The following is a 13,960-nucleotide window of genomic DNA, read 5'->3' as shown; positions in this document are numbered from 1 at the left end:
CGAAAGCGCATGGTCATCGGATCAGGGCTTCTGGCCTGCTTCGGGAGCGGCCGAAGCCTCGGCAACGATCCGCTTCAGCTTCTCGAGCGCCGTCCTGTCATTCTCATGATAGTCGATCGTGGTGACGAACTTTCCGCGGGCGTCCATCAGGAAGATCGCGGCCGTGTGGTCGATCGTGTAATCGCCCCCCTCGATCGGGACCTTCTTCACATAGACGCCATAACCCTTCCGGATTTGCGCGAGCTGTGCGGGCGAACCGGTGAGGCCATAGATCGGGGTCTTGAACAGCGAGATATAGCTGCCGATGTCGGCGGGCTTGTCATGCTCGGGATCGACCGAGACGAAGACGATGTCGAACTTCATGCCGTCGGGCCCGAGCTGCTGGCGAAGGCTCGCCATGCGCGCGAGCGTCGTCGGGCAGACCTCGGGGCAGCGGGTGAAGCCGAAGAAGATCGCATAGGGCTTGCCCGCCAGCGTCCTGTTGCTGACCGCGCTGCCATCGGGGGCGGTGAGCGTGAACGGGCCGCCGAAGGTGTCGGCATAGGCGCGTGTCGCCTCCGGCTCGTCCTTCGGTGCGAAGAAGATAATCGAGCCGACCAGGGCGGCGAGGGCCACGGCTGCCCAAAGGAGGCGGCGGACGATCACGATCGTCGGCGTGGGCGCTCGGTCAGTGCTGACCATGACGCGCCTCCGCGGGTCCGGTCGCGCCAACCGGCTGGACTTTGAAGCGGACCTGGACTTCGCCTTGCCGGGCGAAGCGCAGCTTGACGGGGACGCTATCGCCGACAGCGAGCGGGCGCTTCAGCCCGATAAACATGACATGCAGCCCGCCGGGCTTCAGTTCGACGGTCTTGCCGGCAGGAATAGCGATGCCGTCCTTCATCTGGCGCATCCGCATCACCCCGCCGTCCATCGACATGGTGTGAAGCTGGACCTCGGTGGCGACGGGGGACGTTGCCGAAACCAGCCGGTCGGCCGTCTTGCCTTTGTTGGTGATACTCAGAAAACCGCCGCCGACCTTTTGGGTCGGCGCGGTCTGGCGCGACCACGCTTGGTCGATGACGAGCTTGCCGGCGGTGACGCTTTGCGCGAGCAGCGGGGTCGCGGCGGCGGACAGCAGCGCGATGGCTGCCAGGCGGGTTACGAAGGTCATGGTTTAAACTCCAGATGAATAGATGTGTGGGGTCCGCGGTGCGACTCAGCCCAGCTTTGAGCGGCCGCCGCGCCGGTCTGCGCGAACAGGGAGAGAGCGATGGCCGCCCAGCAGCGGCGACGAAAGCGGCGCAGCCCGGCAATGCGGCGAGGCGGATGATGGGCCATGCCTACCTCTTGTTGCTTGCCGCGAGCGCACGCGCGAGGATCGGTGCGATCTCCCGCCGTTCGTCGAGGTTCAGACATTGCCCGACCTCGAACCGCTGCGTTCGGTGATGGAAGACGAGCCGGCAGTCGGCGGCGCTCCGCCGCTCGAGCTCGAAGCGGAGCCAGTAGGCCGGCAGATTGACCGACCGCCCCGCCTCGTCGCGATAGCGCCATTGCCCGTCGCCGATTTCGAGCCATTCCTCGGGCGGCGGCTTGGCCTTGTGCCATTCGAGCGCGAGCACCAACGCGCCCATCGTGCCGATGGCGAACAGCGGCACGAGGATGCGCCCCTGCAGCGCGGGCACGATCGCAGCTGCCATGAACAGCCCGATTAGGACGGTGAAGGTCTCGCGCGCATGCTGCGACAGGTGTGAGCGGTTCTCGCGCATCCGCAGGACGAATGGCGCTTCGTCATAGCCCGATCGAACCCGCAGGGGCGCATCGGCATTCCGGCACCGCCCATCCGGGCGGTCCAATATTTCGAACATGCTATTGAAACTCCGGCAACGCGCGCCCGCGCAAAGGCGCGGTGCGGCTCATCCGACACGTCAGTCTAAGGTGTCAGGCAGTTGCCGGTGGACCGCGCAGCGGCGGCCGGAGGTGATGGACGAGGCGCAGCGGCGGCGCGGGAAGGCTCGTGAAACCGAGCGTGAGAATGAAGGCGATCGCCGCGAGCAGCAGCGTCGGATCGATCGCGGGGGCCGCGCCGTAAGCAAGCGCGGTAAAGGCACAGTCGCCCTTCGCGGCCTGATTGCCGTCATGCTCGCCCTTATTGTCGAATGGGATGACGAGCTTTTGCGCCACCTGCATGCCGGTGGGATCGGAGCAGACAATGATGTCGAAGGTTCGTGTGCTGCTCTGGCCGACCATATAGCCGGCAGGCACCAGCGCCTTGATGAGCAGCGCCAGCGCGACCAGCCATAAGGCGGCCCCACGGTGGCGATGGATCAAGGCGCGAATCCGCTGCATTCGAGCGCGCCATAAGCGAGTGGGTGCACAAAGTCATCAGGCGGGGCATGGACAAAATGTCATAGTGTCTTCGCGCGGCTGATCTACCAGGTTGCGCAACCTCTCGGCGGGGCACTCGTCTGACCGGTGAATGGCTGTCGCCAACTTGGTCAACAGGAGACATATTATGAAATGGCTTTCCCTCGTCGGTGTATCGGCGTTCAGCCTCTCGGCGGCAGTCGTAACGCCCGCGCTCGCGACGCAGCAGGCATCGGCGCCCGCCGAGGCGGCGTTCGCGCTTCCGGCGCTGCCATATGCCGCGGGCGCGCTCGAACCTGCGATCGACGCGCAAACGATGACGATCCATCATGGCAAGCATCACCAGGCCTATGTCGACAATCTCAACAAGGCGGTCGCCGCCGACCCCGCGCTCAAGGGCCAGTCGCTCGAGCAGCTGGTAGGAAAGGCGGGGGCATTGCCTTCCGCAGTGCGTAACAATGCCGGTGGGCACTGGAACCATAGCTTCTTCTGGCAGACGATGGGGCCCGTCGTCGAGGCAGGCGCGCCGTCGCTTGCACTCAAAGCGGCGATCGATGCCCAGTTCGGCTCCCTCGACAAGTTCAAGGAAGAATTTGCGAAAGCGGGCACCGCGCGGTTCGGCTCGGGCTGGGTGTGGCTGACGCTCGGCGCCGATGGCAAACTTGCGATCAGTTCGACCCCTAATCAGGACAATCCGTTGATGGATGTCGCTGAGGTCAAGGGTACGCCCCTCCTTGGCAACGACGTCTGGGAACACGCCTATTATCTCAAATATCAGAACCGGCGCGGCGACTATCTCGCCGGCTGGTGGCGGGTGGTGAACTGGAAGACCGTGTCCGACCGCTTTGCCGCCGCGACCCGAAAATAAAATGCCTGCGCGGGACTCCGGATTTGGGTCGCCGCATGCTCCGCTGCAAGAATCTCGACGGTTCGAGATCTGCACGATCCTGTAAGGCCTCGTGATCCGGTGGGTTCGCAGCCTCGAGCGCCGCCATCGACCGGGCCAGATCGAGCTACCGATATCCGTCGCGGAGATAAAGGCGAACGAGGCAGGCATATGGTCCTTTGCAGACCGGGAGGTGGAGCGCCTCAATATGCCCCCTTCGCGTGATGCGATCGCTAAAACCGCCGATGGCCGAAAATGAGGGATCATTGCCCTATTGCCATTTGAGGCTCCGGGCTAGGCCGTGCCAGCCACCACGAACTCCTGAGATGGAATCACCCAATGAGGGGCGATCCAGGCCGGGGCCATCAATAAGGAATATTGCATGTCCTATATCATTCATGGCGCGACAGGAGCGCAGGGGGCGCCCCTTTATTCGCTGCTGCTCGCGTCCAATCAGACCGCACTTGCTGCGGTGCGCGACCCTGCAAGCATGCACGGCAAGCCAGCCGTCAGGGTGGACAATGACTCGGTGGAGTCGCTGGTCGCCGCCTACAGCGACGCGAACGGGGTCTTCGTGCACCTGCCGCAGACGGCCGAACCGGTTCGCCTGCAGCAGGCGAAGAACATAGCGGACGCGATCGCCGCCGCCAGGCCGAAGCGTGTCGTGATCTCGACCAGCGGGGCGATCGTCGACCAGCCCGGAAGCGCGCTGCAGGCGACGGGCGACAGCGCGATCGGAACCCTGCTGCGCCGCGTCGCCGCGAGCGGTGTTTCGCATGCCGTTATCGCGCCGAGACTCTATCTGGAAAACCTGCTGCTGCCGATGGTCATCGGCCCGGTGCAGTCCGACGGGCTGCTATCCTATCCACTTCGCGCCGATTTTTCCGCATCATGGAGTTCGCATCTCGATGTGGCCGTGGTAACGGAACGCCTGCTGACCGACCATTCCGTAACCGGCGTCGTCGGCATCGGCCAATTGCCGGGCATCACGGGGCCGGAACTGGCACTGGCATTTTCCGAGCGCCTGGGCCGCGATGTCCGGTTCGAGGCGCTGTCACCTGAAACCTTCGGCTCCCTTCTCGAGCCGTTGATCGGCCCCGCCGCCGCAAACATTGCGGGATTCTACGCCGCCCTGTCCCATGTTCCGGACAATGTGATTGCATCCGACACCAGCGCGCAGCATCGGCTTGGGCTGGCACCGCGTAGCGTAGCACAGTGGCTTGCAGATATGGGCATGTAACCGAACGACGGTTCACCGCATCCGGCCAGTCAGGCCATCGTGGCGGCGGCTTGGCGCGGCGTCGATCCTGGCGCCCCTCATCGTTCGTCCGACCCGAAGTGGCAGGTGGCACCGTATCGAAGGTCGAGCGGCGTGCCCTCAGATCGAGACATATTCTCCATCGGCGGGAATGCTGACTCAACGACCGGGGTGAATCCTGGCAGCATCCTGTCGGCAAGGCCATGCTGACCTGGGATCGAAGCCGTTTCGCGTCGCTGCGGAACGTGAGGCTAGAAGGGGTCGGTCGCCATTCCGGCGGTCAATTCCAATCTGATATGATCGATCGCGCGGCTGATCTTTGGCAACAAATGCCGTCTTTGCGGATAGACCGCCCAGATCGGTTCGGGTTGCGGTCGGTTTTCGTCGAGAACCAGGCGGAGCCGCCCGGCTCGAATATGGGGAACCACGTAGAATTCAGGCAACTGGCAAATGCCCATGCCTGCGAGGCAGGCATCGACAACGGCATGGCCGCTGTTGCAGCGGAAACGGCCGTGCGGCCGGTACAGAATTTTACGGCCCGATTGAACGAAGGACCAGGTTGACGACGTTCCGATGACTGCCTCATGCGCATCGAGGTCTTCGACCTTGGCAAGCGGGCCGGCCCGGCCAAGATAGTCGGGCGCGGCACAGGTGAGGAATTGCCGCGAAGCGACGCGCGTCCCGATCAGGCGCGAATCCGCGAGCTCTCCCGTCCGAATGGCCAGATCATAACCCTCGCCGACCAGGTCCACGAGACGATTGGTGAGATCGATCGAAACGGTCAGGCGGGGATGCCGAATCGCGAACCGTCGGAGGATCGGTGCGATGAAATTTTCTCCCATTGCGGTCGAGCAGGTGAGCCGCAGGTCGCCTTGCGGTTCGCCCTGTTCGTTGATCATCGCAATGGCATCGTCGCGCTCCTGCAGGATACGCTGGCAATGATCGAGAAAAATGCGCCCAGTGTCGGTCAGCCGGACGGTGCGCGTCGTTCTCACGAGCAACTGGGCTTGAACCCGATGTTCGAGCGTCTTGATCACGCGGCTGACATGCGTTGGCGACGTCCCGAGCGCTTTGGCGCCTTTCACGAAAGACCCCGACGCTGCGACCGCAACAAATTCGTCTATCCCGGTCCAGCGTGACATGATTATCCCATATTTGGTGTAATGATTTGCGAAAATCATACATTATCGCAGCATTGGTTCAAGGCTAGTCGGGTCTTCTTGTAAGGAGATCCCGATGAAGACCCGTGCCGCCGTTGCGTTCGAAGCCAAGAAGCCGCTCGAGATCGTCGAGCTCGACCTCGAAGGCCCGAAGGCGGGCGAGGTGCTGGTCGAGATCATGGCTACGGGTATCTGCCACACCGATGCGTACACGCTCGACGGCTTCGACAGCGAGGGCATCTTCCCGAGCGTGCTGGGGCATGAAGGCGCGGGTATCGTGCGCGAGGTCGGCGCGGGCGTGACGAGCGTCGTTCCCGGCGACCATGTCATCCCGCTCTACACCCCCGAATGCCGCCAGTGCAAAAGCTGCCTGTCGGGCAAGACCAACCTGTGCACCGCGATCCGCGCCACCCAAGGAAAGGGGCTGATGCCCGACGGCACGACGCGCTTTTCGTACAAGGGCCAGCCGATCTTCCATTATATGGGTTGCTCGACCTTCTCGAACTTCACCGTGCTGCCCGAAATCGCGGTCGCGAAGATCCGTCAGGACGCGCCGTTCCAGTCGAGCTGCTACATCGGTTGCGGCGTGACGACTGGGGTCGGCGCGGTGATCAACACCGCGAAGGTGCAGGTCGGCGACAATGTCGTGATCTTCGGGCTCGGCGGCATTGGGCTCAACGTGATCCAGGGCGCGCGCCTCGCAGGCGCCGACAAGATCATCGGCGTCGACATCAATCCCGCGCGCGAGGAATGGGGCCGCAAGTTCGGCATGACCGACTTCCTCAATTCGAAGGGCCTGAGCCGCGAGGAGGTCGTCGCGGCGATCGTCCAGATGACCGACGGCGGCGCCGATTACACCTTCGACGCCACCGGCAACACCGAAGTGATGCGCACCGCGCTCGAAGCCTGCCACCGCGGCTGGGGCACCTCGATCATCATCGGCGTCGCCGAGGCGGGCAAGGAAATCGCGACGCGGCCGTTCCAGCTCGTCACCGGGCGCAACTGGCGCGGCACCGCGTTCGGCGGCGCCAAGGGCCGCACCGATGTGCCCAAGATCGTCGACATGTACATGACCGGCAAGATCGAGATCGACCCGATGATCACCCACGTCATGGGGCTCGAGGACATCAACAAGGGCTTCGACCTGATGCACGCCGGGACAAGCATCCGCAGCGTCGTTCTATTCTAGCCCAGGCGCGGTAAGCCCTGGGGAATTCATCGAAAATCCAAGCGCACCCACTTTTCAAGAAGAGGAAAATGAAATGAGCTTTACCCATGTCACCGTCGGGACGAATGATCTGTCCGCAGCCCGCAGCTTCTACGACCAGGTGCTCGCGGCACTGGGCTGGTCGCGCGTCGCCGATCTCGGCGATAATGGCTCGATCTGGGGCGCGGGGAAGCCGGCTTTCTTCGCGCTAAAGCCGGCAAATGGCGAGCCCGCGAGTGTCGGCAACGGCGTGACCGTCAGTTTCGAGGCACCCAGCCGGGCGGCGGTGAAGGCGTTTCACGAAGCGGCGCTCGCGCTTGGCGCTCCGAATGAGGGCGATGTCGGCGAGCGCGGCTGGGCGCCCAACGCCTTTGCCGCCTACACGCGCGATCCGGACGGAAACAAGCTCGCCGTCTACAGCTTCACTGCCGAGTAGCATGGTCTTGGATCTGCTCTCGACGAACCGGTCCTACGGCGGCGAGCAGGGGGTGTATCGACACGCCTCTGCCGCCACCGGGACCGACATGAGTTTTTCCGTCTTCGTCCCCGCGCATGCCGCGGGCGACAGGCTGCCGGTCGTCTGGTATCTGTCGGGGCTGACCTGCACGCATGCCAATGTAACCGAAAAAGGCGAGTTCCGCCGGCATTGCGCCGAACTCGGATTGATTTTCGTAGCGCCCGACACGTCGCCTCGCGGTGACGATGTGCCCGACGATCCCGGTGGCGCCTATGACTTAGGCCTGGGCGCCGGCTTCTACGTCGATGCGTCGCAACCGCCCTTCGACAAACATTATCGGATGTGGGCATATATCACCGAGGAACTGCCGGCGCTTGTAGAAGCGCATTTTCCCGCTGATATGACCCGCCAGTCTATCATGGGACACAGCATGGGCGGCCATGGTGCGTTGACCATCGGGCTGACCTATCCCGATCGCTACGCTGCCGTCTCGGCTTTTTCGCCGATTGTTGCTCCCAGCCAGGTTCCGTGGGGTCAGAAAGCGATGTCGGCCTATCTCGGCGCCGATACGGCGAGCTGGCGGAAGCATGACGCGGTTGCCTTGATCGAGGACGGGGCGAGAGTTCCGGCGCTGCTTGTCGATCAGGGGCGCGCCGACCCCTTCCTCGAGGAGCAGCTTCGGCCCCACTTGTTGCAACATGCCTGCGCCGCCGCGGGACAGGCGCTGACCGTGCGGCTGCACGAAGGCTATGATCACAGCTATTATTTCATCTCGACGTTCATGGCCGATCATCTGCACTGGCACGCGAAGCGGATGCAAATCGAACGCCGATAGAAACCAAAGGGAGTCCAATGCACCCGGCATCGCTAAATCCTCATTCAGTGGTCGGTGCGCGGCCCATGGGTTCGTTCCGATGACCGATGCGATCTGCGAGCGCGTCGAAGACCGACCGGACGAGGCGCATGTTGTTGCGGATATCGCGGAGCCGCGCGCTCTCCTCGCGCACTGGGCCTTTTGTGCGTTTTCACCCGTGACGACCGGCGCGAGCCCGCCAGTCGTCTTCGCTGACGGGAGAGCTACATGGCGCAATTCGATATCCTGATCGTCGGAGGGGGGCACGCCGGCGCGCAAGTGGCGATTTCACTCCGCCAGCGGAAATATACGGGATCGATCGCGATCGTCGGCGAAGAAGCCGAATATCCTTATGAACGTCCGCCGCTGTCGAAGGACTATCTTGCGGGCGCCAAGGATTTTGGCAGGCTTCTCATCCGGCCGGCGCCCTCCTGGGCCGAGCGGAACGTCGATCTTGTTCTGGCCACGCGGGTCACACAGGTTCTTCCCGCGGACCATATCGTCCGGACGCAAAATGGCGATTTGATCGGCTATGGGCAGCTCATCTGGGCGGCTGGCGGTTATCCCCGCCGTCTCGCGTGTCGCGGATCCGGCTTGGCGGGAATTCATTATGTGCGCAGCCGCGCAGATGTCGACCGGATGAAGGCCGAACTTGGCGACGCGAAGACCATAGTCATCATCGGGGGCGGCTATATCGGGCTCGAGGCCGCCGCTATTCTGTCCGGCCTGGGCAAACAGGTGACCATTGTCGAGGCGCAGCCGCGCGTGCTCGCCCGGGTCGCGAGCGAAGAACTTTCGTTATTTTATCAAGCCGAACATGAATCCCACGGCGTCGCGTTCCGGCTTGGAGCGGGCGTGGAGGCTCTGGAGGGCGCGGAACGGATTTCCGGCGTCGTGCTCGCGACCGGCGAAGTCCTTCCGGCCGACATGGTTGTTGTCGGCATCGGCATCGCGCCGGCCGTCGAAGCGTTGGAGGTCGCTGGCGCCGCGGTAGAAAATGGCGTTCTCGTCGATGGTCTCTGCCGCACCAGCGTGAGCGATATCTTCGCAATCGGCGACTGCGCGGCGCATGAGAATTCCTTTGCGGACAATGCGACGATCCGCCTCGAATCGGTCCAGAACGCGAACGATCAGGCGATGACGGTCGCCAAGCATCTTACCGGTTGCGACGAGCCCTATCACGCCGTTCCCTGGTTCTGGTCCGACCAATATGATCTCAAGCTGCAGACGGTCGGTATTTCGACCGGACATGATCAGGTGGTTCTGCGCGGCGATCCGGCGCGCCGGTCCTTTTCGCTTGTTTACCTGCGCGGGAACAGCGTAATCGCGCTCGACTGCGTGAATGCCACGAGAGACTATGTGCAGGGTCGGGCGCTGCTCGGACGAAATCTGAACTTCCCTTCCGGCCAGTTGGCCGACGCGGACATTCCGCTGAAGAATTTTGCATAGCACGAAGGAGATCGCGATGTCCGACGAGGCTTTGTTCGAATTGGGTTTGCCGATCCGCCGGGAGGTGCTCGGCGCCGAATATGTCGACGCCTCGATGGAAAGCGCCGACGCCTTCATGATGCCCTTCCAGCGCGCCGCGACGTCGTGGGCCTGGGGATGGGCCTGGGGCGACCCCACGCTGGACCGCAAGACACGCAGCTTGCTCAACCTGGCGATGTTGACCGCGGCCGGAAAGACGCAGGAACTCAAGCTTCACGTCAGGGGTGCGCTGAACAACGGCGTATCGGTCGACGAAATCAGGTCAACGCTGCTGCACGCCACCGCCTATTGCGGAATACCCGCCGGGCTCGAGGCATTTAAGGCGGCCCACGAGATATTGCTGAGCGAGGGCGCGCTTCCGGCGGCAGCCCCCCTGGCAGACGAATAGAGAGCGCGCACGGAATAATTGACAGTCTGACCGATCTGCCAAATGTTGCATTCGCTCGCGAGGAGGACCCGAATGGAGATCGTCTTATCCGAAGGCATGAACATGACCCATGTCACGCTCGATGCGGTCAAGGCCGGATGGCGCTGCCAATATTGGCAAGAGACCTTCAACTCCATTCACCCACGATCCTCGGCGTCGGTTCCCGATGAGACGCTCTTTCACGGGCGGGTTTCCTGGAGGCGCATGGGCGAGTTGCTGCTCTGCGATATCAGCTCGGCTGCCCAGCGCGTGCGCCGCCAAAGCAGCCATATCCGGCAGGGAGAGCCCGAGGTCGTCGAAGTAAACCTTCAGCTCGAGGGCGAGGGCATGCTCATACAGGATGGCCGCGAATGCATCACGCGGCCCGGCGATATCGTGCTCTACGACAGCGCCCGGCCATATGAACTCTTTTACGACGGTCCCTTCCGCCTCTTGTATATCAACTTTCCGAAAGAGCTTTTTCGGGCCCGTTTCGGTCTCACCGAACATGTCACGGCGCGGACTATCAGCGGCAGCAGCGGGGTGGGGCGCTTTCTTTCCGGCTATGTGACAGAATTGGTGCTGCGATCCGAGGAGGATGACGCACTCGCCTGCGAGGCGCTGCAACATCATCTTGTCGACCTGCTGATTACCGCTGTTTCCGCGTTGCCTCGGGGCAATGGGACATCCGCGGGTTTCTGCCGCGCAATGACGCTTTGCCGGGCGAAGACATATATTACCGAGAATCTGGGAGACGAAGGACTGTCGCCCGCGACCGTCGCCGCTGCGCTGGGCGTTTCCAGGCGCTACCTCTATAATCTTTTCGCGGACGAGGAGATCCCGGTCGCGTTCTGGATCCGGCAGAAGCGCCTCGAGCGTTGCCGGTCGGATATCGAGAATTCTGCCCTCTCGATGCGTTCGCTGAGCGACATCGCCTTTTCCTGGGGATTCAGCGACGCAGCGCATTTCAGTCGGGCGTTCCGCAACCATTACGGCATGTCACCGAAGGGTTGCCGAAGCGCAAAAAGGGCCTCTGCCGCCGTTGCCCTCGCGCATGCACGAGCGGACAATTTGTAGTTCACGCCGGGGCCAGACGCGCCGGCATTGCTCCTCCTATTCCTATCGCCTCACCAAGGCATATGAGAATGGATGGACAGTTCATGGCGACCGATACGCAGCCCAAATTCGACACCGCGGCCCTGCAAGCGCTCGACAACGCGCATTATCTTCATCCGTTCACCGATTATCGCGAGTTGCACGCCGAAGGCGCGCGCATCCAGGCGCACGGAGACGGCATCTACATCTATGATACCGACGGGAAGCGGATCATCGACGGTTTGGCTGGGCTATGCTGCGTCAACATTGGCTATGGGCGCCGCGAGCTGGGTCAGGCGGCTGCCAAGCAGATGGAAACGCTGTCGTTCAGCCATTCCTTCTTCAAGACATCGAATGTGACGGCCATCCAGCTTGCCGAACAGCTGGTCGCGATGACGCCGGCCGGGCTCAATCATGTTTTCTATGCAAGCTCGGGCTCGGAAGCGAACGATACCTGCCTGAAGCTCGTGCATCGCTACTGGGCACTGGCCGGGCGGCCCGAAAAGCAGGCCGTGATCGCGCTTGAAAATTCCTACCATGGCAGCACCATCGCGGCGGGCGGGCTGTCGGGACTTCCCTTCCTCCACGATGCAGGTCCCTATCTGCCCCTCGCGCAGGTGCAGTGGATCCCCTCGCCCTACTGGTATCTCAACGGCAGCGGCGAAGCGCACGACGACTTCGGACGCACCGCCGCGGGCTGGCTCGAGCAGAAAATTCTCGAGATCGGCCCCGATAATGTCGCGGCCTTCTTCGGCGAGCCGATGCAGGGCGCCGGCGGCGCCATCATTCCTCCCGACAGCTATTGGCCCGAGATCGAGCGCATTTGCCGTCAATATGACGTGCTTCTTGTCGTCGACGAGGTCGGCTCGGGATTCGGCCGGTCGGGCCATTGGTTCGCATGCGAGGCGTTTGGAATCGTGGCGCCCGACCTGATGGTTCTCGCCAAGGGCATTACCTCATCCTATTTCCCGATGTCGGCGGCCATGGTGGGCGACCGGATCGCTTCGCTGCTGATCGAAAAAGGCGATGAATTCTATCACGGGTTCACCAATTCCGGGCACCCGGTCGGATGCGCGGTGGCACTCGAGAATATCCGGATCCTGCGCGACGAGAACATCGTCGACAATGTGGCCGAACTCGCGCCCTATTTTGCCGAGGCCATCGAGACGCTCGCCGATCATCCGCTGGTCGGTAACGTCCGTGCGCGCGGTTTCCTCGCCGGTATCCAGCTTGTCGCCGACAAGGAAAAGCGCGAGTTCTTCGACGAGGCGCTTCGCGTCGGCGAACATTGCAGCGCGGAGGCGCTTTCGCGCGGGCTGGCCTTGCGGGCGATCGGCGACACGATGGCGCTCATGCCGCCGCTTATCATCACCGCCGCCCAGATCGACGACATGATCGCGATCGTTCGCCAAGCCCTCGACGCCACCGCGCGCTGGCGGGCCGGGGCCTGAGCGGGGAGGGGGGAAGGTGTCGCAGGACGTTCGCGATCCAGCCCCGCCCGGAAGCGGCTCGCTCGGGGTCGTCAAGCTCGCCGCGCTTGGCGTGGCGCTGGCCGTGGCGGGAAGTTTTGCACCTTGGGGCTACGGCGTCGGGCTTGCCGGGTGGGGCGGCATGCTGGTGGCGTTCCTTCTGGTGGGCGCCTTTTACCTGTGCCTCCTATGGTGTCTTGCGCAGCTTTCGTCGAGAATAGCCGAGCCGGGCGGCGGGCAGGCCTATGCCGAGCGGGCCTTCGGTCCGTTTGGAAGGATATTGGCGGGCGGAGCGGCAAGTCTCGAGTTTCTGTGCAGCGCGTCGGCGCTCGGGGCGCTGACCGCCATCTATACGCAGAGCCTGACGGGTGTCAGCCCGGCGATCACCATTCCGTTTCTGTTCGCGGCGGTGGTCCTCATCCATCTGCGCGGGGTGGGGGAAGCGATCGGAATCACCTTCCTCCTGTCCGCCCTGACCGCATTCGGCGTTCTGACCTTCGTGGCGGTTCAGGGCGCCGCAGCCGAACCGCCCCTTCTCGCCGCCCTCGCCGGGACGCTCGACCCCAAATCGATATGGCTGGCGCTCCCCTTTGCGGTCCCGTTCTTCATCGGTATCGAAGGCGTCCCGCTCGCGGCGGCGGATGCGGTGAACCCGGTTCGGGATATCCCGCGCGCGATGCTCGTCGCGCTCGCGTTCGTCACGATCCTCGGTCTCGCCGTTTTGGTCGCCGGGCCAATGGGTGCCGGCGTCGACGCCATTAGTGGAACGTCCGACACGATGTTGGCCGCGCTGGCCGCTCCAGCGGTTGCCGCGCCGAAGATCGTTCGGATCGTGGTCAATATCGCGGGACTGGCCGGACAGTGCGCAAGCTTCTTCGGGATCATGTACGCCTGCTCGCGCCAGTTTCAGGCGATGGCGCTCTCGGGCGACCTTCCGCGCATCCTTGTCCGGACCAACCGTCACGAAGCGCCTGTCTTCGCGCTGATTGGACCAGCCTTCGTCGCGGCGCTGCTCGCGCTGCTCGTCGCGCTCGATCAGCTCATCGTCATTCTCGTGGCCGCGGCGCTGATTTTCTATCTTGTGACGATCGCCGCCTATGTCGTCCTCGGCAGGCAATGGCCGCGCGAAAGCCAAGGCTTTCGAGGCAAGGCGGCCGTGCTGGTCGGCACGGTGCTCGGGCTCGTCATTTTCTCGTCCTGCGTCGCGTCGGATCTGCCCGCACTCGCGGCCGTCTCCGCGGGACTTGTCCTGCTGGCGCTGTTCCGTCTGAACCAGTTGTCCGCGGCGAAGCGGCGGTTCGGCTCGATTTGAGGGGGACAGGCGGCGGTGACGGT

Annotated in this window: 15 protein-coding genes; 10 read left to right on the top strand and 5 right to left on the bottom strand. The window is 63.3% G+C overall.

What is annotated here, in order from left to right; all coding sequences use genetic code 11:
- Positions 1-21 precede the first annotated feature (21 nt).
- From ASD73_RS01620 to ASD73_RS01605, 4 genes are all read right to left on the bottom strand, one after another.
- Positions 22-681, bottom strand: a complete 660-nt coding sequence (locus ASD73_RS01620; protein ID WP_056369726.1) for an SCO family protein — start codon at positions 679-681, stop codon at positions 22-24.
- Positions 668-1,153: a copper chaperone PCu(A)C gene (locus tag ASD73_RS01615; RefSeq protein WP_056369728.1), complete on the bottom strand. Its 486-nt coding sequence runs from the start codon at positions 1,151-1,153 to the stop codon at positions 668-670. Before ASD73_RS01615 ends, ASD73_RS01620 begins: the two co-directional genes overlap by 14 nt.
- 169 nt (positions 1,154-1,322) lie before the next feature.
- Positions 1,323-1,748, bottom strand: coding sequence for a DUF2244 domain-containing protein (locus tag ASD73_RS01610; RefSeq protein WP_235534064.1), 426 nt, complete (start codon positions 1,746-1,748; stop codon positions 1,323-1,325).
- 172 nt (positions 1,749-1,920) lie between these two features.
- Complete coding sequence (locus ASD73_RS01605; RefSeq protein ID WP_056369731.1) at positions 1,921-2,328, bottom strand: DUF2946 family protein; 408 nt, start codon at positions 2,326-2,328, stop codon at positions 1,921-1,923.
- Positions 2,329-2,494: 166 nt separating this feature from the next.
- Here ASD73_RS01605 and ASD73_RS01600 point away from each other — a divergent pair, with 166 nt between their 5' ends.
- Entirely contained in the window at positions 2,495-3,214 is a 720-nt protein-coding gene (locus tag ASD73_RS01600; protein ID WP_056369733.1) for a superoxide dismutase, read from the top strand.
- Between the two features lie 400 nt (positions 3,215-3,614).
- Positions 3,615-4,472 (top strand): NmrA family NAD(P)-binding protein, encoded by an 858-nt coding sequence (locus tag ASD73_RS01595; RefSeq protein ID WP_056369735.1) that lies wholly within the window; start codon positions 3,615-3,617, stop codon positions 4,470-4,472.
- 269 nt (positions 4,473-4,741) lie between these two features.
- Here ASD73_RS01595 and ASD73_RS01590 read toward each other — a convergent pair whose 3' ends face one another.
- Positions 4,742-5,632 (bottom strand): LysR substrate-binding domain-containing protein, encoded by an 891-nt coding sequence (locus tag ASD73_RS01590; protein ID WP_056370440.1) that lies wholly within the window; start codon positions 5,630-5,632, stop codon positions 4,742-4,744.
- A gap of 94 nt (positions 5,633-5,726) precedes the next feature.
- Here ASD73_RS01590 and ASD73_RS01585 point away from each other — a divergent pair, with 94 nt between their 5' ends.
- The 8 genes from ASD73_RS01585 (at position 5,727) to ASD73_RS01550 (ending at position 13,937) form a co-directional block, all read left to right on the top strand.
- Entirely contained in the window at positions 5,727-6,839 is a 1,113-nt protein-coding gene (locus ASD73_RS01585) for an S-(hydroxymethyl)glutathione dehydrogenase/class III alcohol dehydrogenase (RefSeq protein WP_056369737.1), read from the top strand.
- A 73-nt stretch (positions 6,840-6,912) separates the two neighbouring features.
- Positions 6,913-7,293, top strand: coding sequence for a VOC family protein (locus tag ASD73_RS01580; RefSeq protein ID WP_056369739.1), 381 nt, complete (start codon positions 6,913-6,915; stop codon positions 7,291-7,293).
- A gap of 1 nt (position 7,294) precedes the next feature.
- Positions 7,295-8,149 (top strand): S-formylglutathione hydrolase, encoded by an 855-nt coding sequence (fghA, locus tag ASD73_RS01575; RefSeq protein ID WP_056369741.1) that lies wholly within the window; start codon positions 7,295-7,297, stop codon positions 8,147-8,149.
- A 246-nt stretch (positions 8,150-8,395) separates the two neighbouring features.
- Complete coding sequence (locus ASD73_RS01570) at positions 8,396-9,616, top strand: NAD(P)/FAD-dependent oxidoreductase (protein ID WP_056369743.1); 1,221 nt, start codon at positions 8,396-8,398, stop codon at positions 9,614-9,616.
- A gap of 16 nt (positions 9,617-9,632) precedes the next feature.
- Positions 9,633-10,043, top strand: coding sequence for a carboxymuconolactone decarboxylase family protein (locus ASD73_RS01565; RefSeq protein WP_056370442.1), 411 nt, complete (start codon positions 9,633-9,635; stop codon positions 10,041-10,043).
- Between the two features lie 72 nt (positions 10,044-10,115).
- Positions 10,116-11,138 carry a helix-turn-helix domain-containing protein gene (locus ASD73_RS01560; protein WP_056369744.1) on the top strand — a complete coding sequence of 341 codons (1,023 nt, stop codon included), beginning with the start codon at positions 10,116-10,118 and terminating at the stop codon, positions 11,136-11,138.
- 62 nt (positions 11,139-11,200) lie between these two features.
- Positions 11,201-12,607 (top strand): aminotransferase, encoded by a 1,407-nt coding sequence (locus ASD73_RS01555; protein ID WP_056369747.1) that lies wholly within the window; start codon positions 11,201-11,203, stop codon positions 12,605-12,607.
- Between the two features lie 16 nt (positions 12,608-12,623).
- A complete protein-coding gene (locus tag ASD73_RS01550) occupies positions 12,624-13,937 on the top strand; it encodes an amino acid permease (protein WP_056369749.1) in 1,314 nt (437 codons plus the stop codon).
- The last annotated feature ends 23 nt before the right edge of the window (positions 13,938-13,960 follow it).

Source organism: Sphingopyxis sp. Root154, from assembly GCF_001427105.1.
GTDB lineage: Bacteria > Pseudomonadota > Alphaproteobacteria > Sphingomonadales > Sphingomonadaceae > Sphingopyxis.
The sequence above is the reverse complement of the archived record's forward strand: the minus strand, read 5'-3'. Positions and strand labels throughout refer to the sequence as shown.